Consider the following 22,256-nt stretch of genomic DNA (forward strand, 5'->3'; position numbering starts at 1 on the left):
AAACGGTCGAACTCGGTGGCGATCGGCGTTACTCGGCGGCGATGACGTCGTCGATGCGGACGATCATCGTCGCGGCCTCGGTCGCGCTCTCGATCGCCTCGCGCTTGACGTCTGCGGGGTCGATGACGCCGTACTCGAAGGGATCGTCGATCGTGACCTCCTCACCGGCGGTGATGAGGCCGGCGCGTCCCTCGGACTCGTGGGCGGCACGGAGGTCCACGAGCGAGTCGATCGGGTCCTGACCCGTGTTGGCCGCGAGCGTGCGCGGGACGACGTCGATCGCGTCCGCGAAGGCGTTGACGGCGAGCTGTTTGCGGCCCTCGATACCGGCGGCTTCCGAGCGGATCGTGTCTGCGATCGCGATCTCGGTCGCGCCGGCACCGGGGACGACCTCGCCGGAGGCGAGGGCCGTCGCGACGACGTCGAGCGCGTCCTCGATGGCACGTTCGAGTTCGTCGGCGACGTGTTCGGTCCCGCCCCGGACGAAGACGGTGACGGCTTCGGCGGCCGCGCCGCCCTCGACGAACGCGAGGTCGTCGTCGCCGTAGTTCTTCGTCCGGATGCGGTCGGCGGCACCGAAGTCCTCCTCCTCCAGATCGTCGAGCGCGCCGACGCGGCGAGCGCCCGTCGCGGAGGCGATGTCGCGGGCGTCGGAGTCGCCGACGCTCTCGAAGACGAGCACGTCCTCGTTTGCGAGGAACGAGCTGACGCGGTCGTCGACGTCTTCCGTGGTGAAGACGACGTCAGCGCCGCTCTCGGCGATCGTCTCTGCGTAGCCCCGAACCTCGCTCTCCTCGGCGTCGATCGCCTGGTTGAGCTGGTCGATCGAGTCGATGGCGTACTCGGCGTCGATCTCGCCGGTCCGGACGCCGAGTTCGACGTCGAGGACCGCGATCGAGGCGTCCTCGACGTTCGTGGGCATCGCGTCGTGGGCGGGCTCCTCGTCGACGATGATCCCGGGGACGAGTTCGGTCGCGTTCGAGGAGGCACCGATCTGGGTGTGGATGGAGACGTTGTCGCGGGCGACGCCGTCGTCGGTCTCGACGTGGCGGATGGCCTCGACGACCGTCTCGGCCAGCGACTCGGCGGTCAGACCGCCGGTACCCTTGCCGGTCATGCTCGACTCGGCGACCTGCTTGAGCACGTCGTCGTCGACCTCGGCTTCCTGGACCTGCTCCGTGATCGCCTCGAGCGCGATCTCGGCGGCCTCGTGGTAGCCCTCGACGATCGTCGTCGCGTGGACGTCCTGCTCGATGAGGTCCTCGGCCTCGCCGAGCAGGTTGCCAGCGATCACGGCCGCCGTCGTCGTGCCGTCGCCGACCTCCTCCTCCTGGGAGTCGGCGACCTCGACGATCATCTGGGCCGCGGGATGTTCGATGTCCATCTCGTTGAGGATGGTCGCGCCGTCGTTCGTGATGACGACCTCCCCGCCCGAGTCGACGAGCATCTTGTCCATTCCGCGGGGACCGAGTGTCGTCCGTACCGCTTCGGCGACGGCCTTGCCGGCCATAATGTTGGACGACTGGGCGTCCCGGCCCTGGGTTCGCTGGCTGTCCTCGCTCATGATGAACATGGGCTGTCCGCCCATGCGTCGCTGTTGTGCCATGGTTGTACTCACTAACCATGTCGTCAGCACTTCTATATAAAAGTTTCCCTACCGACACCGCTCCCTCTGGCGATTCCCCCGTGTGACCGATCGGCACACCCAACCGATCGCGCCCCGACCGGAAGCCGGTAGCACAATATGGGCCCGGTAGCAACCATCCAGTGGGATGCTGGAGCTGGAACACGGGTTTCGCATCGTCGACGTCTACACGCAGCTTCCCCCGGACGACGGGACGGGCGAGGACGCGATCACGCCCGATCGACTGGAGCGGGAGATGCACCAGGCCGGGATCACGAAGGCCGTCGTCTTCCCGCCCGCACGGCCGGGGACGAGCTACGTCGCGCCGAACAACGGGGTCGCCCGCCACAGCGTCGATCGGCCGTTCGTCGCCTTCGCCCGGATCAACGGCACCCAGCGGCCCGAAGCAAGCGCGACCGGTCGCCTCCGCAACGCCGTGAGCCGGCGCAAGGACCACCACACGACGCCCGAGGACGTCGAGCGCTACGCCTACGACGATCGGTTCCACGGGTTCGTGCTCGAACCGGGCCTGGACGGCTATCCGGACGACGACGTGCTCGCCGTCCTCGACGACGTCGGCCTGCCGGTGCTCGTCGGCGGCGGCGTCGACGCACCCCCCGGGACGCTCTCGACGATGCTTCTCGACCACTCCTTCCCGGTCGTCGTGGCCCACTTCGGCGGCCACCCGCTCGAACGATCCCTCATGAACGGGATGATCGACCTGCTCGACGAGTACGACGACTGCTACGTCGAGACGAGTTTCGTCAGGTACCGTCGGGAACTCGAGCGCGCCCTGCTTGAACACCCCGATCGGGTCCTGTTCGGTAGCGGCACGCCGGCCTGTCACCCCGACGTCGCCGTCATGGAAATCCTCACTCTGGACGTCTCGGAGGACAAACTCTGGCGGGTCTTCTCGAAGAACGCCTGTCGGGTGATCGACGCGCTCGGGCCGGACGCGGAGATCCGGGAGTAACGGGAGTAACTCGTCGGCCGCGCTACTCGGGACGGCTGGAGTCGACCGCCAGACGCCGTACCCGCGCCCGTTCCGGCTCCGACCCCGATCGGAGCGGTTCGGTATCGGCAGCACGTTCACCCTGTCCGGGAAATTAAGAGGACGGCCCGAGATCGTCCCCCATGGAATCTGTTGGCACGGGACTCGCATCGATCGACTGGAACGACCGGCGCGCGGACGTCTACCTCTCGCGGCCGGAGAAGCGAAACGCGATGACCGTCGACCTCATGCGCGACCTCACCGGAGCCTTCGAGCGAGTCGACGCGAACGAGGACGTGTGGGCGGTCACGCTCCTCGGCGAGGGGCCGGTCTTTTCGGCGGGTATGGACCTCGAGATGATGCGGGACCGGGTCGATCCCGACGCGGGAATCGACCGTGACGTCTTCCCCGACCTGCTCGAGACGATCGAGGAGTTGCGACAGCCCGTCGTCGCGGGCATCAAGCGCGCCGCGCCCGCGGGGGCGTTCGAACTCACGCTCCCGTGTGACTTCCGGATCCTCGGCGAGGACGCGAAGTACGGCCTGCTGGAGGTCGCGCTGGGCACGTTCCCCCACGGCGGCGGTACCCAGCGGCTCCCGCGACTCGTCGGCCTCTCGAACGCCACGGAGATCGTCCTCACCGGCGACTTCGTCGCCCCCGAGGACGCGGCCGAGATGGGGCTGGTCCACGAGGTCCATCCCGACGAAGACGTCGACGAGCGAACGAAAGCGTTCGCCGATCGGCTCACCGAGAACGCCCCGCTCGGCCTCGAGTACGCGAAACGCGCGCTCAACGCCTCGCTGGAGATGCCCCTCGAACAGGGGCTGGCGCTCGAACGGTCGCTCGGCCACGAACTGGACGACACCCGCGACTACCGAGAAGGGTTCGAGGCCCGACTCGAGGATCGAGAGCCGGAATTCCGCCGCGAGTAGCGCGGTCGGCGAGCGACGGTCCGCACGTCACCGCCGATCGTAGATCCGGACCGCCCGATCGTGGCGCGTCGAGAGGCCGTTCGGGTTGCGTCGGGTCGATCGATCGGCGAACCTGGCGCGGAGTCCGTCCCGAAACCCGCAGAGAGAGCTCTTGGCGACGTCGGTCCCGTCGCCGAGCCACTCCGTCGGCTTCTCGTCACCTTCGAGGATTCCGCGAGCGCCGGCGGCCCCGTCGCGAACGGCGCTCCCGATCGTCCGTGCGAGGACGCCGGGTCGCGGGCCGTAGTTTTTCGCCAGCCGATACGCGAGCGCCCGATAGATGTCGCCCCAGTCCGGATCTGCCCGTCCGCCGTCGGCGCCGACGTCGCTACGGGCGGCCATCTCCGGGGTCCACGCGACGTCGAATCCGAGTCCAGCCACGCGGTGGGCACAGTCCCGCGCACCGTCGGCCGCGAGGTACTCGTCGAACCCGTCGAGGGCCTCGAGCACGGTCCGATCGAACGCGGCGTTGGTGCCCTCGAGGTGAACCACGCGTCGGCCGGCGATCGTACGAACGGGATCCTCGACGGAGCCGTCGGCGGCCGTGATGGGGCCGCTGACGACGTCCGCGTCGGTCTCGATCGCGCCCGCGAGCGCGTCGTACCACCCGGGTTCGACGACGAACTCGCCGCCGAGGAAGGCGACGACGTCCCCCGAGGCGACCTCGAAACCGGCGTTGCGCGAGACGTTCGGGTTCCGTTCGGAGATTTCGACGAGGACGTCGACGTCCGGCCGATCGCGGACGACGCCGGACGTCCCGTCCGAGGAGGGGCCGTTGACCACGATGATCTCCGTTTCGGACGGCGTTTGCTGGTGGAGCGCGTCGAGAGCCGACAGTAACTGCTCTCGGTCGTTGAGCGTCGACACCACTACCGAGAGCTCCATACTAGGGGGTAGAATCTTCGAGGGGTAAAAATACGGGGGTTATCGTCAGCGGTCGGTCTCTGCCCCGGCGACCGCGACCGACGTGAGACGACACGACGGCCGATCGACTCGAAACGCGACGGCGATCGGCGCGTCAGTTGCTGGCCGACGATCGAACGCGCGTATTCCAGTAGGAGACGGACGCGAAGTGATCCGTGATCGGGTGGCCACCGACCGCGGCGTCGAGGTTCCTGATCGGTTCGGCGAGCGCGTTCGGAATCGATCGGTAGAGGCCGTAGGGTGCGAGGAAGTCGTCTTCCACGTCGACGAGCGTCAGATCGGTCTTGGCCAGCAGCGTCGCCACCTCGCTCTTCGAGTAGAGTCGCGACCCCATGGGCAGTGCCCAGTTGTAGATGCTGCGGGCACTGAACCGGTTGAACGTGTCGAAGACGATCTGGTCGCTCGAGACCCGGCGCATCTCCCGCAGGAACGCTTCCGGATCGTCCGCGAGGTGGAAAAAGCGCATCGCGATGACGATGTCGAAGTGATCGTCCGGGAAGGGGAGTCGTCCGGCGTCACCGCGGAGGAATTCGAGCGTCCCCGCGAGATTGGCGTCCTGTACCTTCTGGCGACCCTGCTGTAGCATCGCCGCCGAAATATCGAGTCCCACGACGTCAGCACCACGCTCCGCGAGCATGACGGTAAATCGCCCGGTACCACAGGCGATCTCGAGTACGTTTTTCCCCTCGACAGGCATGATCGCGTCGAGGACGGCTTCTTTCTCCCGGCGGTCGATCAGCTGCCCGCCACGGGAGAACCGCTTGTCGTCGTACTCCTGGGCGACGTCGTCGGCCTGGTACCACTCCTGTCCTTTCACACTGGGCGCAACTACAGGAGGCGGAGGATAAAACGATACTGGAGTCCGCCGGCGCGCGTTCGAGAGGCCGCGACCTTCTGGACGCCCGCCCGGTCGTCCCGGTCGAGCGGGCCGGTCCGTTCCGAACGAGGTCGCAACTCGATCGCATCGATCCACCACCCGCGCCGGTGGCGACGAGACGCCCTGGAGTGACCACTCGTCAATTAATCGATCTCGGACCCGGCCTCGTTCGAGCAGGTGGGTATATAACGGCAATCGTCCGACCGGAGCGGGTCCGGCCCTTTTGTGTTAATACCTCATTCATACACCTTATACAAAATAGATTATTCGTATCTACATATAGGGAAGCTTTACCACCACCGATTCCGCGTGGTGTGGTATGAGCATGAGTACCGCTGACGATCGTGCCGCAGCCGCCGAGGAGACCCTCTCGGAAGACGAATACCGTGACCGCCTGCGTGACCTGCCCCCGAGTGCGAAACTCGTCGCCAAGGTTCTCGAGTCCGACTCGCCGCTCTCGCAGGGCCAGCTCGCCGAGGAATCCCTGCTCCCCGATCGAACCGTCCGCTACGCGCTCAACCGCCTCGAGGACGTCGACATCGTCGGCTCCCGGTACAGCTTCCGGGACGCCCGCAAACAGGTCTACTACCTCAAGCACTGACGAAGCGGCACTGCCGACACGAACCGGCGGACGCGATCACACGCCGACGTTTCACGGGCTCGACCGGCCACGTGGGGTGGCACGGACGCGGTCGACACTCCCTTTTGCTCGCAGTCTGAGTGGACGATATGGACGTCACCCGCTGTTCGGTCTCGTCGTCGAGCCGCGTGCCCACCGGCACGACGAACGCCTATCTGCTCGGCTCCGACCCCGCCGTTCTCGTCGATCCCGCGGCCCGGACGGACGACCTCGATCGCCTGGTTCGCGACCGGCGCGTCGAACACGTCCTGGTGACCCATACGCACGCCGACCACGTCGGCGGCGTCGACGCGTACGCCGCGGAGACGGGTGCGACCGTCTGGGCGCGGGTCGGCCGAACCGATCGGTTCCGGGACGCGACCGGTCGTGAACCCGATCGGGTCTTCGCGCCGGGGACGACGATCCCGGTCGACGGCGGCCACGTGACGATCCGCGACGCTCCCGGTCACGCACCCGATCACGTCACCCTCGAAGCCGGCGAGGGCGGCCCGATCCTGTGTGGTGACTGCGCAATCCGGGAGGGGAGCGTCGTCGTCGGCGCTCCCGAGGGGGACATGCGCGCGTACCTGAGTACCCTGCGACGGCTCTGGGCGATCGACCCGCCTACACTCTATCCCGGCCACGGGCCCGCGATCGACGCGCCGAGAACGACCCTCGAGCGGTTACTCACCCACCGGGTCAGGCGGGAACGACGCGTGCTGGACGCGGTCGACGACGGCGCCGAAACGCTTTCCGAGATCCTCGACGGTGCCTACGAGAAGGACCTGACGGGCGTCGAGGACCTCGCGCGGGCGACCGTGCGCGCACACCTCGAGAAACTCGACGTCGAAAATCGGCTCGCGTGGGACGGCGAGCGCGCCCGTGTCTCCAGGCCGTAACTCGTCGGCCCGTCGCTCGGTTCGTTACTCGACCCGATCGGGCGAGGTGAGCTGGAACTGGAACGTCAACTCGTCCTCGATTTTCACCTTGACGCCGCCGAACCGGTCGGAGAGTTGTTCTCGCGCGTCGGCGCTCGGCTCGACCGTGATCGTGACGGTGTTGTTGTTCGCGTTGTACTCGATGCCGCCGACGATGACGTCGAATTCGAACAGGTCCGGTATCTCTTGTCTGAGATGGTCCCTGACCTCGGCGACCTGCGACTGTGCGTTGGCCATCTCGTCGTTGAGAGATGTCATTAGGTATTATAGGACACGATCGGGCGTAAGCGTGTTCCCCCGACCCGGTACGGGCGGGACCGACCGCTTCGGTAGCGACTGGTTTTTCCGCATCGGCGCGTAGGATCAGGCGTGCAATCGCTCGAAGCCGAACTCGAGGCGGCCCGCGCGCTCACAGTCGACGATCTCGCCGACGCCGTCGAGTCGATCGGCTTCGAGTGTACCCGCTGTGGGGCCTGTTGCAAGGGTGACGACGAGGACGACCACACGGCGACCGTGTTTCCGGACGAGGTTCGGGCTCTCGCGGCGAGTGACGAATACGACGGCGAGTACGATTGGCGCGACGTCGCGCGGCCGATGCCCTACGGCCTCGAGGACCGGGACGGCGACCTCGAGGGGGAAACCTTCGAGTGGGCGCTCCAGACCGCTGACTGCGGCGACTGCGTCTTCTACGCGGAGGACGACGACGGAACCGGGGCCTGCCGCGCGCACGACGATCGACCCTTGATCTGTCGCACGTACCCCTTCAGCGTCGCCGTAGCTGGAACCAGCCAGCCGATGGGCGAGGCGGTCGACGAGAGGGGCGTCGTCCGCGCCCACGAGTGCGAAGGGCTGGGCCGTGACATTTCCCGCGAGGACGCCGAGGACCTCGCCGTCGCCCTGAAAGAACGGGCGGTCAGAGAACTCGAAGAAGCGATCGCGGTCCGCGACAACTACGAACCTGCGGATCCGGGGCCCGGCGAGGTCGTCGTCCACGACTCCGAAGGGGCGAAGCGAGCGGACGGGACGCCGATCGAGGAGTGAAGCGAGAATCAAGCGTACGGCGCGCTGTGCGCGCCGTTTCTCCGACTGCGCCTGAGGCGCAGTCGGCCTTTTTTCATCGAAGTTTTTTGGCCGGTGTTCGAGCGCGGCCCGCGGCCGCGCGAGGACCCGGTCAAAAAAGTTCGTTTTTAGAACGTTTCCTCGATGATCTCGCCGACGGCGAAGTTCGACTTGACCTCGGTGACTTCGATCTTGACGCGCTCGCCGACGTCTGCGCCGGGAACGATGATGACGTATCCCCGTTCGACGCGCGCGATGCCGTCGCCCTGCTTGCCGATGTCTTCGATCTCAACGTACCGCGTTTCGCCGACGTCGACTGGTGGCTGTGGCTCAGACGGTGCGGTTTCGGTCTGGGTCGTCGCCGATCCGTCGTCGGTCGATTCGTCCCGCGAGATGAGCGCCACGCGGTACACCTCCCCCGGATCGATGTCCCCAGTTTCGACTTCCTGACGCGGTACCTCGATGACGTACCGATCGTCCTCCGCCGAGACCTCCGTACTGAACAGACACAGCAGTTTTTCAGATATTTCCACAGGTAGACCCTCGATGTTCACTCTGCGGCCCCTCCATAATAGAACTACCGACCGATTGTCGTCATTCCACGGCAAATAGCCGCACGTAGCGACGGATTAGGTCACTCGACCGCAATTATTGCCTCACAAACGACAGATTCAGCACGTGATCGATCGAGTCCGCGCGCGATCGGCGGGGTTCCGGATCGGCGTCGGACAGGCCTGTCAGTGCACGGTACGAACCGCGCCCGACCCGTGCTCGATCGGCACACTCACTCCGCGCGCTCGATCGGACGGGTCGTCACGAACTGCGTGAGATCGAACTCCGTGCCGAGGTCGGCCTCGAGAACGGACTCGTAGGGACGGTTGACGACGATGTCGCCGGCGGTGCTGTCGCCGACGCCGGGGATGGCGGTGAGTTCGTCCATCGAGGCGGCGTTGAGATCGAGCGGGTAGGGGACGGCGGTGACCGATCGGTAGCCGTGATCGACGACCGCGACGTCGATGGTGCGTTCGAGATCACGCTCGCCGGGTATGCCGACCAGCAGCGGATAGGTTCCCAGCTGGCGGCCGAAGGTCCGCCCGTCCTGGTGGTACTCGAGGTGGACGTCGGGGAGGACCGTTCCGGGCGGGGCGACCCGTTCGAGCATCGGCTGGTCGATTTCCTCGCGGATCTGGGTCTTGTAGCGCTTGAACAGCTGTTTGTGCTCGTTGGCGATCTGGGCCCCCGTCTCGCTCATGTCGGTGCCGTCGAAGGCCATCACCTGCCGGATGTTGATCCGGCGGAGCATGTACCCCTCGTCGTAGACGCGCTGGAGGAACTCGCGGTTGCGCTCGTAGGTCTCCTCGCGTTCACCCTTGAGGCCGTGCAGGAGGTTGATCCCCGGCAGAAGTTTCGGGAGCCGTCGCGGGGCGTCCGGACCGAACGTGGGCGCGTCGGCGGGATCCTCGCCGGGTCGCCAGCCCGCTTCCTCGTTGACGATCCGGACTGCCTCGAAGCACTCCTCGGCGGTGACGTTCAGGTTGTTCTCCGCCTGGACGATCGGATCGGCTGACTCGAGCCCGAACGCGGCCGTGTCGCCGGGCGTGTTGTGCTCGGCGATGATCCTGATCCCCTCCCGGCTCTCCTCGGGCCAGTTGACGATCGTGATGGGGTTCATGTTGTCCAGATGGAGCGTCTCGAGGTCCGGTGCGACATCGCGGATGCCGCCGTAGAGCTGCCGGAGGGCGTCCGGGTTCGGCGCTTCGCCGTCGCCGCCGTAGGCCAGGATATCGGCCTGCCGGCCGATCCGGAAGTGTTTGACGCCGTGGTCCGAGAGGGCGTCCACCTCGCCCACGACGGTCGGCGGCGGCCGAAACGAGGGGGTGCCGTAGAGGGGTTCGGTGCAGAACGAGCAGCGATACGCACAGCCCCGGGAGGTCTCGAGTTCGGCGATGAGGTGGTCGGGATGATTGGGATGATGTTCGACGATGAAGGCGCCGTCCCGGGCCCATCGCGACACCTCGTCGACGTCGCGCATCCGGTTGTTGAACCCCTCGAGTCCGCTCTCGACGAGGTCGAAGACGGCGGCCTCGACGTCGCCCTTGGCGACGAAGTCGAAGTCCAGGTCCTGGCGTTCGGTCTCGGTCGCGCCGGCGTTCTCGTCGCCGACGCCGAACTTGACGGGACCGCCCATCAGGCTCGTCCCGTTCGCCGTCCACGCGAGCTTTCGTACTTCGTCCGGCTCTGCGGGAGTACCGCCGACGTACTTGCCCGGCACGGTCATCCCGCCCAGGTAGATCATGAGGTCGGCCTCGTCGACGTCGCGCCACCGATCGGGGTCGTCGCGCAGGCCGTCGATCGTGTGGTACGTGATCCCCTCGCGGGGGACGCCCGCGTCGACGAGCGCACCCGCCACGTACCGCGGGTAGGTCGAGATGTACGGCGGCACCCCGAAGTGTGCGGGTTCGTCGACGTAGCCGTCGACGATCGTCACGGAGAGGCGTTCGGGGTCGGTCATGTCCCCGCGTAGCGCCTCGAGTGGTAAAACGGTGACTACACGCGGGACGGCGATCGATCGGAGCCGTTTCGGATCGCGCGGGAGAGCGACCAGGCCGGACGGAAGAACGGGACGGGCGCGGTTGACCGATCGCGTCGGCGCGTGCCGCTACCACCGCGTTAATGAGTCTGCTACCGCTAGCAACGGACATGCCACCGACCGAGGAAATCGTCTGTACCGCCGAGGACTGCTTTCTGGACCTGTTCGAGAACCACTACACCTACGACGTGCCGGACGACCTCGAGGTGTCCGACCTCTCCTGTCCGGTGTGTGGCGGAACCGACTGCCTGGAACCCGTCGAGCTATGACGGGACGGGCACGATATCGGCGTTCCACTCGTCAGACGTTTCTTTTTCAATTGCCAAAAGCAATAAGAACGTGCCGATCGTAACGGTTCATCCGGACATGTCTCTTCCGCTCCGCCAGCATCCTGGCCAGGTCCCCGCCAGCGACACGCCGCGTCCGATGGGTGATGTACCGTGAGTCTCAAAGACCTCGGGTCGTCCGTCGGGAACGCGATCTACCGGCAGATCGGCCGCGCGAACGCCCACCTCCAGAATCAGCGCTCGCTCCCCGTCGACGTCCTCGAAAACGAGACCACCTACCTCGTCGTCTTCGACGCCCCCGGTGCCGAACCCGACGACGTCCAGGTCCGGTACCTCTCGGGCACCGTCCGAACCCGGATCGATCGGTTCCGCCAGTTCCACGAGGGCTACGAGATGCGGTTCCCCGGCCGCGGGATGGCCCTCGACGGCGAGGCCGAGTTGCCCGACGACGCGGTCGTCGACCCCGACGCCGGTACCGCCCGACTCTCCGAAACCGGCACCCTCAGCATCGAGATTCCGAAGCGATCGGCGATCGACGCCGACGATACCGGTGCCGCCACAGCGACGACCGACGACGCCGACTCCGGGACGACGGAAGTCACCGTCGACGACTAACGGCGAGTCGACCCCGTCAGTCGACGAGCGGACGTTATTCGTCCGACTCGATCGTCATTCCCGCTTCGATTTCGAACGACTCGTCGCCGTCGAACCGCGTCGGGTCGAAGCGATCGATCCCGTCCCCGCCGAGGATCTCGCTCGCGATCCGTTCGCCGATCGCCGGCGCGCGCATGAAGCCGTGGCCCTGGAACCCGGTCGCGACGTACAGTCCATCGTCGAGTTCGCCGACCAGCGGATCGCGGTCCGGCGTCGCGGTGCAGAGCCCCGCCCACGATCGATCGACCTCGATCGCGACGTCGGAAAGCCGTCCCGCGACGCGATCGGCGAGCGCGTCCGCAAAGCCCGGATTCGCGTCGCGATCGTAGGCGTCGGGGTCGGCCTCGACCCGCTCCGTCCCGTCGCCGGCGAGCAGGCCGTCGGGGTGGGGCCGCAAGTAAAAGTCCTCGGTCGCGTCGAACACCATCGGCTCCGGAACGTCGGCGTCGGCGACCAGCGCCTGGACGCGGTAGGGTTTCATCGCGATGGCGTAGCCCGCGTCGGCGAGCAGTGACTTCGATCGCGCGCCGGCGGTCACGAGCACGGCGTCGACCTCGTGGACGGAATCGTCCTCGCGAACGACACGGGGCGGATCGGATCGAACCGTGACCGGCGTCTCGGTCTCGAGCGCCGCACCGGCCCCGTTCGCCGCGGCGGCGAGACACGCCGTGTACGCCGCGGGGTCCGTGTAGCCCGCCGCGCCCGCGATTCCGGCGACCTCGATGTCGTCGGTCTCGATCGCAGGAAATCGCTCGGCGAGGTCGTCCGGCCCGGCCTCCAGCGCGACGACGCCCTGGGCTTGCATCAGACGGACCTGCTCGCGGATCGCGTCGGCCCGCTCGGTGTCGCCCTCGCGGGCCAGCCAGACGTAGGGACACTCGGCGAACGGGAAGGTGTCGTCACCCGAGAGGGCGCGGAAGCGCTCGATCGCGTCGCTCGCGATTTCGGCGTCGAGCGGGTCGGCGAAGGCGTCGTAACAGACGCCCGCCGCCCGGCCGCTCGCGCCGCTCGCGATCGGACCGCGATCGTACAGCGTGACGTCCGTCCCCTCGCGCGCGAGGTCGTAGGCCGCCGTCGCGCCGACGGCACCGCCGCCGACGACGGCCACCTCGAGTCCGGCCCCCGCCTGCGTGAACGCGTCCGCACCGACCGCGAGTTCGGGTTGGTCGTCGGTCATTCGTGATCACGCGGCCAGCAGTCGTCGATCGGTCGGGCCGCGAGCCAGTCGAGCAACGCGTGCAACTGGTCGCGAGCGGCCTCGAACACCTGTGCCCCCTTCTCGGGGTCGGCCTGCGTCGGACGACCGACCGCGCCGCTCTCGGAGAAGTCGATCGTGTCGAAGCCGACCGCGGCCCCGTGGACGGACTCGCCCCAGCCGTCGCTCGCTCCCTCCTCGGCGGCCGCGAGTTCGTCCGCATCGACGAGGTCCTCGTGCAGGTGCCAGAGCAGGCTCGATTCCATCGCGTCCGCGTGGCCGCCCGCCTCGTCGAACAGGTCGTCGGCGACGTCCTCGACGCTGTCCCACCAGTTCCACGGCGGCGCGAAGGCCGTCCGATCGTCGCGCAGGGTTCGCGCGGCCCGGCGCAACGCGCCCGTGTTCCCGCCGTGACCGTTGACGACCACGACCTTCCGGACGCCGTGCTCGGCGAGGCTCGCGATCGTCTCCGTGACGTAGCGCTCGAACGCCTCCGGGGAGACGTACAGCGTCCCGTCGAACTGGCGGTGGTGGGCGCTGACGCCCACGGGGATCGTGGGGAGGACGACGCTGTCCTCGCGATCGGTCGCCGATCGGGCGAACGCCTCCGCGGCCAGGTGATCCATCCCGAGCGCCAGCGCTGGCCCGTGCTGTTCGGTACTGCCGACGGGGAGCACGCCGACGTCGGCCGCCCCCAGTGCGTCAGCGGCCGTCGCCGTCGTGCGTTCGGCGAGCAGTGTCATGCCCTCCTGTGGATGCCGGAGGCTCTTATGTGCACGGGACTGGCGATCGAATTCGATACGCCGGGGTCAGGACCGAAGCGAGTCGAGTCCGCGCGCCGGATAGCCGACGATCGTCGTCGCTCCAGCCTCACGAAGCGCGTCCGTCCGCTCGCGGACCGCGGCTTCGGTCCCCACCAGCGCGTAGTCCCGGGCCGCCTTCGACAGGATTTCACGCGCGCGACCGGTCGCGTTCGCGTCGGTCGGCGCACCGTCGGGGAGTGCGGCCGCGACCGACTGCCGTCGCGCGACGTAGTCCCCGACGGCGTCGAGGACGGCGTCCTCGTCGTCGGTCAGCACCGTCGGCGCGTAGACCGCGATGTCCCCGTCGAAGCCGGCCGCCCGGAGCGCCCGGAGTTCCCGATCGGTCGTCCGGGAGAGGAGGTCGTACTGGGTCCCGCCGGTCGCCATCGCGATCCGTTCGACGCTCTCGGTGCCAACCCACGCGTCCGGGTCGGCCTCGAGCGCGCGTCCGAGGCGCGGCGCGACCGCCCGCGATCGCTCCGCGTCGGTGAGGTAGGCCGGGTGGCCGGCAACCAGCACGCGCCCGATCGAGTCGGGAAAGTCCGCGACCAGCGACGCGTCGCCGAGCGGGTCGAAGCCGTCGGCCCGGACCGGCGTCGTGACCCGGACCTCGGCCTCGGCGGCGAGCGTCTCGAGCACGTCCGGGTCCGGCAGGTGTTCGCGGCCCTCGTAGTCGACCGCGATCGTCTCGACCGGGAGCGACGCGGCCGCCGAGACGTCACACTCGGTCGGCTTGAGCGCGATCGCGTCCAGTCCGACGCGGGCGACGGTACTCGAGGCTGTCAACATCGATACTCACCACTCAGAACGAGTAACTGCAAGCGTTCACAGTCGGTGCGGAACTCGATCCATCGTCTGTGCGACCATAGGCCTGCTGAGAGGCCAGTGCGCAAAAGGGTGACGTTCCGTGCAGCACTCGACGGGGGATATCGAGACCGGGATTCCGGTCAGAAGGCGGCTGGCGATGACTCGGCCACGGATGGGGTCGTTCGAGAGACTTCGTCTCTCGTGATCACGAAAATCTTCGATTTTCGAACGACCTCATTGACCGGGCCACAAGACAGCCACTCAGAGGGCGAAACCCGCCCGGCGACGAGTGGAACGTATGCGTCTTGAAACCTCGAAGGACCGGTATCCCGACCCGAAATCCGGTGGCGGGATTCCACGGTCTTTAGGCCGTGGAGGAGGTCAACTATTGGGTAACCAGGACGACCCCAATAACTGCGAACGCTATCCCGGCAAGTCTCGTTATCGTAACTTCGTCTCCGAGGACGACCATACCGATGAGGGCCGCGATGACGAAGTACATCGCACCGAGGGTAGAGACGATCGTCGTTGACCCTCCGGAGAGGCCGACGTACATCGAAATAAGGCCGATTCCGGTGAACAATCCGGCCGTGCCAGCGAGCAGTCCTCCTCTCGCAGTAATGGCGAGCGATGCGTCTGAAACGAGGATGAATCCGAGTGCGAGGGGTCCCGCGACGAGATAGGAGATCGCGGCGGCCGTCCTCGGGTCGATGGACTCCGACGCAGCGTTGCCCAGGACGACCCAGATTCCCCACGTTACCATCGTAATCGAACCGAAGAAAACGGCCGAATCTATCTCGGGGAAACCCATCAGTGCGTGATCTCCATCGCCACTGAGAAACACCTCCCCCTTCATTATCTGTGGTTGTTAAACAGCCTCTGTTCGAGAACGGAGCGCGCTAGTGCGCTGTATATGCAGCACGACTCGACAACCATCATCGGTAACTGCTAAAGACTCCCCCGTTCAGTTCGCACGTGTAGTGAGCGGGTGGTTCACCGGGTTCGGCGTGAACCAAACGACGTCGTCGTACTGAACGTATCCCCTGTATTCGGCACGAATCTTCCGTCGATCGCTATGGATTTCGACAGCGCCGGTCGATTACAACGTCGATCGATCGACCCGTTCCGGCGCTTCGAAGTCGGTCGCCAGTTCGAGCAACTGGACGAGGATGCGGCCGGTCGCACCCCAGACGGTGTAGCCGTCGACGTGGAAGTAGTGGATGACGATGTCGCCGTAGTAGGGGTGGTCCCGGCGCTCGTACTCGTAGTTGTCCGGATCGAGCAGGCCCGAGAGCGGCAGGACGACGATCTCGGCGACTTCCCGATCGTCACGGACGTACTCCCGGTCCGGAACGCGGGCCACGAACGGCGTCACGGCGTACTCCGTGATCGTCCGGATGTCGTCTAGCTGGCCGACGACCTCCGCCTCGGCGGCCTCGAGTCCGATCTCCTCGTTGGCCTCCCGGAGCGCCGTGTCGAGGATCGTCTCGTCGACGGGTTCGGCACCGCCGCCGGGGAAACTCATCTGCCCGGGGTGCTCGCCGAGGTGGTCGGCCCGGCGGGTGAACAGCAGGTGATGTTCGCCGTCGCGCTCGATGATCGGCGCGAGGACGGCCGCGTCGTACTCCTGGTCGTCGATCTCTCGCGGCTCGTGGCTCGCGATCGGGTCGAGGGTCAGTGTCGGTCCTGGCATGCGATCACTCGCGGGCCGCCTCTAGCCGCCGTCGGTCGTCGGCCACGTCGATCGGGGCCCACGCTTCGAGATCGTAGCTGACGTCGATCAGGTGATCGATCCGGTCGTCGTCGCCCGCTTCGATCGCTCGATCGACCGCGGCGGCGAACCGCTCGCGCGTCCGGTCCCCGAGGGCCTCGCGGTCGAGCCGTCGCGGCTCGACGTCGAGGATGTGGGGGACGTCCTCGGCGTGCTCCGGAACCGTCGGAAACGCCGTCGGTCCCGCGACCAGTAGCGGCCCGGCGTCCTCGTCGCCGGCACCGTCGGTGCCATCCCGCTCGTACCGGACGAGGGCGAACGTCTCGAGGGACCGCTCGATCGCGTCCGCGAGGGCGGTCTCGTCGACGGACTGGCCGTCGGCCCGGAAGGCGGCCTCCGAGAGTGCGCGTTCGAGTTCCGCGCGGGTCAACCCGCCGAAAAGGTCGACCACGCCGGCGAGTTCGTCGGCGGTGGCGTCCATAGGAGGCACAACGGGTGGTGATTTGATAAAGACTGTGAGCGCGTCGCCCGGCGCCGTACGGACCCCCGTCCGTCAGTGCCGGTGCGACCCAGGACGGTCGCGGTTGCGCGGGGAACTCGGTACAGCAGACCGTCTCAGTCGTCCGCGCTGGAGCCGATTCGGCCGCCGACCCACGGTTGCGCCGCCGCGCGAACGTCCCCCGGCGCGAAGGGGGCCTCGCGCCACGACGGCAGTCGTCGATCGGGACCCGGCGGGACGATCGACTCGGCGTAGCGGGCCAGTTGATCCCGTTCGCCGGCTCGATCGTACGAGAGGCCGTTGAACGCCGCGTCGGCGGCGTACTGATCGATCAGTCGCTCGCCGACGCTCCGGTACCGATCGGGGAGGGTGTCGTAGTCGGGCGCGACCCCGTGTTCCTCGATCACCCGCAGGAGGGTGGTCGCGACGTCGCGGCTCATTCCCTCCAGACCGGCCTCGCCGGCGACCGCGCGGTGGTCGTGGACGTGGCGGCCGAGGTCGACCTGCGCGGTACCCGCGAAGCCGGCGTGGGCGAACGCGTCGCCGAGCGTGCCGACCTCCAGTCCCCACGTGCGGGGCGATCGGAGGCGGCGGGCGAGGTCGGCGGTGGCCGCGAACTCGCCGGCGAGCGCGTAGCGGAACGAGCCGAGATAGTCGAGGATCGCCCCATCGTGGGCCCCGGAGAGCGTCCGGAGCAGGGGTTCGTAGAACAGGCGGAAGAGTCGGCCGTAGAGCCTGCCCTCCTCGACGCGCGCGTAGTACCCCTTCGAGAAGGCGACGTCCATCGCCAGGGGCGCGAGCAGGCGGCGGACGTGCTCGGCTTCGTAGCTGCGGGCGTCGGCGTCGTGGACGACCACGTACTCGCCGACCTCGGCCGCGGGGCCGAGCGCGAGCCAGACGTCCCGGCCCTTCCCGAACTCGCCCGCCAGTCCGGCCTCGTCCAGGAGGGTATCGACCGCGGGCGCGTTGCACCACAGCATCTCGATCGGGAGCCCGAAGGACGCGAGCCACTCGCGGAAGGGGCCGATCCGATCGAGAGCGGAGCGGACGGGAACGATCACGGCGGCGGGATCGAGGCGTTCGAGTTCGCCGAGCACGCGCGCGGCGGCCGAACTCTCGAGTTCGCGATCGGTCATCGGGACGACGACCGCCGCGTCCCGGACGGCCCCCGCGAGCGCGTCACCCGTCGCGACGCTCCCTGCCGCGCCGAAATCGTGGAGCGTCGCGATCCGCTCCTGGACGTACTCCATCGGTAGGGTATTCGGCCGAACCGGTAAAACGGCCACGACTCCGGCGAACGGTGTTCGCTCGCGCCAGCGTCGATCGGCGTCACCCCCGGATCGGTCGACGCACGGCCGACGGGACGGCCCCGCCTCGACCTTCGGGAAAGCCCCGGTCTTTTTCTCCCCTACCTGCGTACGTCGGCAATATGAAATCAGTCCGGAAGGCACTCCGTGACGGCGAACTCGAGAAGGACACGTACGATCGACTCGTCTGTTGCGAGTGCGAGAAGCCCCTGAAGACCGAGAACGATCCGGACGAGATCAAGACGGTCCGGATCTGTCCCGACTGCGCAGCGGAGTGGAAGGAGATCCGCTGAGGCGGACCGGCATCGTCGAACCGGTCCGGTGTGGCCGGTCCCGGAAGCCGCTCGCACCCGCGACGATCCGGCAGAGCCGGGTACACCCTTTTACGCTCCAGCGTCGCAGTGTCGGGCGTGAGCTACGCAGTCCTGCGCGATCGACTCCCGTCGCTCGCCGACGAGTCGAAGCGGATCGTCACGCTCCCCGACGGCAGCGTCGACTACTGCTACCGAGTGTCGGGAGCGGCCGGCGATCGGATCGAATCGTCCGCGGCGCTCGGCCGCCACCTCCGTGCGGGCGACGGCGAGACGTTCCCGATCGAACTGGTCGACGTCCGCCCCGGCGGGCAGGCGGTCAACGCCGCGACGCAGGGCCACGCGCTGGGCGACGACGCGACGGTCGTCGGTCACCTCGATGACGAAGTGCTCGCGGCTCTGCCCTTCGAGACCCACTCGATGGGGGCGCCCGCAACGATCCGCGTCTTCGCGTTCGACGGCGAGGAGGTCCTCTTCCCGGAACGATCGAGTCAGCCGCCCGACTGGACCGTCGACGACCTCACCGCGGTCGTCGACTGGGACCGGGTCGCCACCGCGGACGCCCTCTGCTGTGCGAACTGGGCCATCTATCGCGGTCTCACGGGCGTTCTCCATCGACTGGCCGCGAGCGCCGACGGCGTGCCCGTCGTGGTCGACCCCGGCGCGATCGAACTGGTCGCGGACGCCGACCTCGAGACCCTGCTCGACGCGCTGGCTCGCGCCGACGACTCGATCGACGTCGTCCTGAGCGTCAACCGGACCGAGTACGAGACCGTCGCGGCCGTCGCCGGTGTCCCCGGCGAGCCGACGACCGACCACGCCGAAGCGGTGCGGTCCGCGCTCGGGATCACCGCCGTCGTCTACCACGGCGCGGACGACGCGGTCGCGGCCACGCGGACGGGTGCGATTTCTGTCGCGATGCTCGAGACTCGCGACCCGGCGCTCACGCTCGGCGCGGGGGACCGTTTCTCCGGTGCGCTCGCCTGCGCGCTGGCGCGAGAGTGGCCGTGGGAGGCCGCGCTGGCTCTCGGGAACGCGTGTGCAGCCGCGTTCGTCGCGACCGGCGAGACCGCCGACGTCGAAGCGCTGGACGCGCGGTTGCGAGACCACCCGTGAGAACGATCGCTACGCTCGCTCGCCCGACAGCGCCGAGAAGATACGTTCCTCGAACTCCGGTTTGCTGATCCCGTCGGAGGGGCCGATCCCCTCCATGTGATCGATCGAGATCTGCCCGCCGCCCATGCGGGCGTGCCCGCCCGCGTTGGCCATCGGAATGTCGCTGACGGCGTGGCGGAGCGTCTCGCCCATGTGCACCCGGTCGTCCCGCGATCGGCCGGAGAGATGGAGGGTCCCGTCGTGCTCGCCGTAGACGACCACGGCCGTCACCCCCTCGAGGTGCATGAGTTCGTCCGCCGCCTGGGGAATCGCGTCGACGTTGCCGATTTCGCCGACGTCGCAGATCGCGAACGGCCCCTCGACGCGTTTCTCGGTGATCGCCCTCGCCTTGATCTGCAGGACGTCGTCGCTGACCTGCGGGTTGGCGATCCGTTCGAGCAGGTCCTCGTCGATGGCGTCGTAGAGGTACGCGGCGGCCTCGAACTCGGCCCGCGAACAGCCGTTGGTCAGGTGGTTCGTGTCGGACTGGATGCCGTAGAGCAGGCCCGTCGCGAGTTCCGGCGGGATCGGCGGGCCGTCCTCCTCGTCGTCCGCCGTCCCGCCGATCTCCTCGACGTACTCGACGAGGATCGTCGACGCCGCGCCGTACTCGGTTCGGACGTCCGTAAACTCCGTCCCGGCACCGTTGCCCGGATGGTGGTCGACCACGGCGATCGGTTCGATCATCTGCGCGCCCGTGAACCCGCGCGGCGTGTTGTGATCGACCAGGACGACCGCGTCGGCGGCTAGACCCGATCCCGACTCGACCCGCTCCAGGTCGAGGTCGAGAACGGTCCGGAACGCACGGTTCTCCTGGTGGCGGATCTCGCCGGGGAACTGCAGCGTCGTGTCGGTGTCGACCGTCTCCGCGATCGCGGCGACGCCCATCGCACACGACATCGCGTCCGGGTCCGGATTGGGGTGCATCAGGATCGCCACGTCGTCGTGGGAGTCGAGTACCCGCTGGAGCCGAACGCCCGGCGGACGGCGGAACCAGCGGACGACCCACCAGCCGCCGAGTCCGAGTCCGACCACGGCGAGGACGAGCAACGAGAGAACTAGCGGATCGAGCGACTGTGCCCAGTCGGAGACTGACTCGATTACCAACACGTCCGCCCCGGACGCGGCACTCGGGGGGACGCTCCGGGAACCCATATCGGACAATCAAATTGAACCCCCATGAAATTTCCCCTTAAGAACGGTGTTCCGATCGGCTACGACGGATCGCAGTTATCAGCCATCTCAGCAGCTCGTTCGGACGATCTGCGGACGATCACTCGCGGTAGGTCTCGATCGCGTCGCGGTACCCCTCGCGAAACGTCGGGTACGCGAACTCGTAGCCGAGGTTGCGAAGTTTCTCGTTGGCACAGCGCTTGCTGGTCAGGAGCCGTCGCCGCGCGGCTTCCGAGAGGTCGTCGGCCTCGAGTCGCTCCTCTTTGGTTCGCTTCGGCGGCCGATCGGTTCCGCACTCGTCGGCCAGCCAGTCCGCGAAGTCCCACTTGTCGACGGGTTCGTCGTCGACGACCTGGACGACCTCGCCGCGAGCGAGGTTCTCTTCGAGCAGGTAGCGAACCGCGCCGGCGGCGTCGTCCCGGTGAACCATGTTCAGGTACCCTTCTGTGACCGGCCCCTCGAGGTAGCGATCGAGGCGGTACCGATCGGGACCGTAGAGGCCGGCGTAGCGCGCCACGGTGCCGTCGAACCCGTACTCCGGGGGTCGTTCGAGCGCGATCCGCTCGGCCTCGGCGAGTACCGCGGTCTTGTCGGTGGTCGGCTCGATCGGCGTCTCCTCGTCGACCCAGTCCCCGTCGTGGTCGCCGTGGACCCCCGTCGAGGAGGTGTAAACCAGCCGTTCCGGCGGGCCGTCGCGCTCGCCGAAGCCCTCGATCGCCGTCTCCAGTCCATCGACGTACACCTCGCGGGCCGCCTCGGCACCGCGGCCGCCGCTGCTGGCGGCGAAGACGATCGCGTCGACGTCCGGAACCCCCGCGAGGTCGTCCGGGTCGGTGACGTCCGCCCGAATCCCCTCGAAGCCCGCGTTTCCGATTTCCTCGACGCCCTCGGCCGACCGGCGGACGCCGACGACTTCGTGGCCCCGATCGGTGAGCTGTCGGCCGAGCTCCAGCCCGACGTACCCACAGCCGAGAATTGCGACGTTCATACCGGATTTCGTGTGTGGATCGTCATAACCACACCGCTCGCGGCTCGTTTTTCGGCGCGTTTTCGTGGCTTTTTCGTGCGATCAGGTGTGCAGCGACTTTCAGTGGCTACTATCTTAAAACAGCGAGAGAATCCCGCCCTTTGGGGCGGGCGTGAATCGCGTCACTTGACTACACAACCCACCGTCTCGCCGTCACAGAGGACCGCTTCCGATCGAACGGCACCGTCGAGATTCCTCGCATCGGACGTTACGACACCTGTTCGCTGTCAGTGAACGTGACAGTCTCTTCGTCCGATTCGACAGTCGTGACGATCGTGATCCACCCGTCGTGTTGCTCGATCTTGCGGGCCTCTTGTAACGTGAGTTCGACGCGTTTGGTCGTCGTGTGGGATGCGCCGGATTCAAGCGTGCCGACATCTTCCGTCCCCTCCCAGACGAGGTCGTCCGTGTCGGTACTGTCCTCTCCGGCGAATATTCTGGTGTATACGGTTACCTCGCTCGCGGTTTCGTTCTGGTTGTTGTCTACGGCCGCCGTCACGTCGCGACAGGTCTGCCCGCACTCCTCGATTTCGTGCAGCGTGAACGAGAACGGCGGGACATCCGCATCGCCGTCCGATTCTTGATCGTACTCCGTCCCAGTGGGGAATTCGTCGATGGTGTCACCGGATCCACTTCCCGGAGCCGGACCGACGCCAAGGTAAAAGGCCGTCCCGAGGCCGATGAACAGAAGCACTACGACGAGGATACCCCCCATGACGTGTTTCCAATTCATG

Annotated in this window: 25 protein-coding genes; 9 read left to right on the plus strand and 16 right to left on the minus strand. The window is 67.3% G+C overall.

The window, feature by feature from the left end:
- Positions 1–28: 28 nt before the first annotated feature.
- On the minus strand, positions 29–1,573 hold the full coding sequence (gene thsA / locus AC6I6X_RS13065; protein WP_497931292.1) for a thermosome subunit alpha: 1,545 nt from the start codon (positions 1,571–1,573) through the stop codon (positions 29–31).
- A 199-nt stretch (positions 1,574–1,772) separates the two neighbouring features.
- On the opposite strand from thsA, the gene AC6I6X_RS13070 reads away from it, so the two are divergent.
- Both AC6I6X_RS13070 and AC6I6X_RS13075 read left to right on the plus strand, forming a co-directional pair.
- A complete protein-coding gene (locus tag AC6I6X_RS13070) occupies positions 1,773–2,597 on the plus strand; it encodes an amidohydrolase family protein (RefSeq protein WP_497930961.1) in 825 nt (274 codons plus the stop codon).
- A gap of 161 nt (positions 2,598–2,758) precedes the next feature.
- Positions 2,759–3,547: an enoyl-CoA hydratase/isomerase family protein gene (locus AC6I6X_RS13075; RefSeq protein ID WP_497930962.1), complete on the plus strand. Its 789-nt coding sequence runs from the start codon at positions 2,759–2,761 to the stop codon at positions 3,545–3,547.
- Between the two features lie 27 nt (positions 3,548–3,574).
- On the opposite strand, the gene AC6I6X_RS13080 is transcribed toward AC6I6X_RS13075, so the two are convergent.
- Both AC6I6X_RS13080 and AC6I6X_RS13085 read right to left on the minus strand, forming a co-directional pair.
- Complete coding sequence (locus AC6I6X_RS13080; RefSeq protein WP_497930963.1) at positions 3,575–4,471, minus strand: glycosyltransferase family 2 protein; 897 nt, start codon at positions 4,469–4,471, stop codon at positions 3,575–3,577.
- A 133-nt stretch (positions 4,472–4,604) separates the two neighbouring features.
- Positions 4,605–5,327: a class I SAM-dependent methyltransferase gene (locus AC6I6X_RS13085; RefSeq protein ID WP_497930964.1), complete on the minus strand. Its 723-nt coding sequence runs from the start codon at positions 5,325–5,327 to the stop codon at positions 4,605–4,607.
- A 379-nt stretch (positions 5,328–5,706) separates the two neighbouring features.
- Here AC6I6X_RS13085 and AC6I6X_RS13090 point away from each other — a divergent pair, with 379 nt between their 5' ends.
- Both AC6I6X_RS13090 and AC6I6X_RS13095 read left to right on the plus strand, forming a co-directional pair.
- A complete protein-coding gene (locus AC6I6X_RS13090) occupies positions 5,707–5,988 on the plus strand; it encodes a helix-turn-helix domain-containing protein (protein ID WP_250140958.1) in 282 nt (93 codons plus the stop codon).
- A 128-nt stretch (positions 5,989–6,116) separates the two neighbouring features.
- On the plus strand, positions 6,117–6,905 hold the full coding sequence (locus AC6I6X_RS13095; RefSeq protein WP_497930965.1) for an MBL fold metallo-hydrolase: 789 nt from the start codon (positions 6,117–6,119) through the stop codon (positions 6,903–6,905).
- A gap of 24 nt (positions 6,906–6,929) precedes the next feature.
- Here AC6I6X_RS13095 and AC6I6X_RS13100 read toward each other — a convergent pair whose 3' ends face one another.
- Complete coding sequence (locus AC6I6X_RS13100) at positions 6,930–7,202, minus strand: hypothetical protein (RefSeq protein ID WP_497930966.1); 273 nt, start codon at positions 7,200–7,202, stop codon at positions 6,930–6,932.
- A gap of 111 nt (positions 7,203–7,313) precedes the next feature.
- On the opposite strand from AC6I6X_RS13100, the gene AC6I6X_RS13105 reads away from it, so the two are divergent.
- Positions 7,314–7,985 carry a YkgJ family cysteine cluster protein gene (locus AC6I6X_RS13105; protein WP_497930967.1) on the plus strand — a complete coding sequence of 224 codons (672 nt, stop codon included), beginning with the start codon at positions 7,314–7,316 and terminating at the stop codon, positions 7,983–7,985.
- 146 nt (positions 7,986–8,131) lie between these two features.
- On the opposite strand, the gene AC6I6X_RS13110 is transcribed toward AC6I6X_RS13105, so the two are convergent.
- Positions 8,132–8,536 carry a TRAM domain-containing protein gene (locus AC6I6X_RS13110; RefSeq protein ID WP_497930968.1) on the minus strand — a complete coding sequence of 135 codons (405 nt, stop codon included), beginning with the start codon at positions 8,534–8,536 and terminating at the stop codon, positions 8,132–8,134.
- A 251-nt stretch (positions 8,537–8,787) separates the two neighbouring features.
- The gene (locus tag AC6I6X_RS13115) at positions 8,788–10,515 is read right to left on the minus strand and encodes a radical SAM protein (RefSeq protein ID WP_497930969.1); all 1,728 of its coding nucleotides are present in this window, start codon (positions 10,513–10,515) and stop codon (positions 8,788–8,790) included.
- A 188-nt stretch (positions 10,516–10,703) separates the two neighbouring features.
- Between AC6I6X_RS13115 and AC6I6X_RS13120 the strand changes: the two genes are divergently transcribed.
- Entirely contained in the window at positions 10,704–10,862 is a 159-nt protein-coding gene (locus AC6I6X_RS13120) for a DUF7559 family protein (protein WP_497930970.1), read from the plus strand.
- A 171-nt stretch (positions 10,863–11,033) separates the two neighbouring features.
- On the plus strand, positions 11,034–11,495 hold the full coding sequence (locus tag AC6I6X_RS13125) for an Hsp20/alpha crystallin family protein (protein WP_497930971.1): 462 nt from the start codon (positions 11,034–11,036) through the stop codon (positions 11,493–11,495).
- A 34-nt stretch (positions 11,496–11,529) separates the two neighbouring features.
- On the opposite strand, the gene AC6I6X_RS13130 is transcribed toward AC6I6X_RS13125, so the two are convergent.
- From AC6I6X_RS13130 to AC6I6X_RS13160, 7 genes are all read right to left on the minus strand, one after another.
- Positions 11,530–12,711 carry an NAD(P)/FAD-dependent oxidoreductase gene (locus AC6I6X_RS13130; protein ID WP_497930972.1) on the minus strand — a complete coding sequence of 394 codons (1,182 nt, stop codon included), beginning with the start codon at positions 12,709–12,711 and terminating at the stop codon, positions 11,530–11,532.
- Positions 12,708–13,472: a creatininase family protein gene (locus tag AC6I6X_RS13135; RefSeq protein WP_497930973.1), complete on the minus strand. Its 765-nt coding sequence runs from the start codon at positions 13,470–13,472 to the stop codon at positions 12,708–12,710. Before AC6I6X_RS13135 ends, AC6I6X_RS13130 begins: the two co-directional genes overlap by 4 nt.
- Before the next feature lie 66 nt (positions 13,473–13,538).
- Positions 13,539–14,318, minus strand: a complete 780-nt coding sequence (locus tag AC6I6X_RS13140; protein WP_497931293.1) for a DUF7388 family protein — start codon at positions 14,316–14,318, stop codon at positions 13,539–13,541.
- Positions 14,319–14,724: 406 nt separating this feature from the next.
- A complete protein-coding gene (locus AC6I6X_RS13145) occupies positions 14,725–15,150 on the minus strand; it encodes an EamA family transporter (RefSeq protein ID WP_497930974.1) in 426 nt (141 codons plus the stop codon).
- A 288-nt stretch (positions 15,151–15,438) separates the two neighbouring features.
- Entirely contained in the window at positions 15,439–16,032 is a 594-nt protein-coding gene (locus AC6I6X_RS13150) for an NUDIX hydrolase (RefSeq protein WP_497930975.1), read from the minus strand.
- 4 nt (positions 16,033–16,036) lie between these two features.
- The gene (locus AC6I6X_RS13155) at positions 16,037–16,531 is read right to left on the minus strand and encodes a DUF7109 family protein (RefSeq protein ID WP_497930976.1); all 495 of its coding nucleotides are present in this window, start codon (positions 16,529–16,531) and stop codon (positions 16,037–16,039) included.
- A 134-nt stretch (positions 16,532–16,665) separates the two neighbouring features.
- Positions 16,666–17,799 (minus strand): glycosyltransferase family protein, encoded by a 1,134-nt coding sequence (locus AC6I6X_RS13160; RefSeq protein ID WP_497930977.1) that lies wholly within the window; start codon positions 17,797–17,799, stop codon positions 16,666–16,668.
- A 179-nt stretch (positions 17,800–17,978) separates the two neighbouring features.
- On the opposite strand from AC6I6X_RS13160, the gene AC6I6X_RS13165 reads away from it, so the two are divergent.
- Together AC6I6X_RS13165 and AC6I6X_RS13170 are read left to right on the plus strand one after the other, a co-directional pair.
- The gene (locus AC6I6X_RS13165; RefSeq protein ID WP_497930978.1) at positions 17,979–18,149 is read left to right on the plus strand and encodes an HVO_0758 family zinc finger protein; all 171 of its coding nucleotides are present in this window, start codon (positions 17,979–17,981) and stop codon (positions 18,147–18,149) included.
- A gap of 117 nt (positions 18,150–18,266) precedes the next feature.
- Positions 18,267–19,283, plus strand: a complete 1,017-nt coding sequence (locus AC6I6X_RS13170; RefSeq protein WP_497930979.1) for a carbohydrate kinase family protein — start codon at positions 18,267–18,269, stop codon at positions 19,281–19,283.
- A 9-nt stretch (positions 19,284–19,292) separates the two neighbouring features.
- Here AC6I6X_RS13170 and AC6I6X_RS13175 read toward each other — a convergent pair whose 3' ends face one another.
- The 3 genes from AC6I6X_RS13175 to AC6I6X_RS13185 form a co-directional block, all read right to left on the minus strand.
- Positions 19,293–20,477 carry a DHH family phosphoesterase gene (locus AC6I6X_RS13175; protein ID WP_497930980.1) on the minus strand — a complete coding sequence of 395 codons (1,185 nt, stop codon included), beginning with the start codon at positions 20,475–20,477 and terminating at the stop codon, positions 19,293–19,295.
- 118 nt (positions 20,478–20,595) lie between these two features.
- Positions 20,596–21,483, minus strand: coding sequence for an SDR family oxidoreductase (locus tag AC6I6X_RS13180; protein WP_497930981.1), 888 nt, complete (start codon positions 21,481–21,483; stop codon positions 20,596–20,598).
- Between the two features lie 247 nt (positions 21,484–21,730).
- Positions 21,731–22,255 (minus strand): hypothetical protein, encoded by a 525-nt coding sequence (locus AC6I6X_RS13185; RefSeq protein ID WP_497930982.1) that lies wholly within the window; start codon positions 22,253–22,255, stop codon positions 21,731–21,733.
- Position 22,256 lies beyond the last annotated feature (1 nt).

It is taken from the genome of Halosolutus sp. YCN4 (assembly GCF_059736495.1).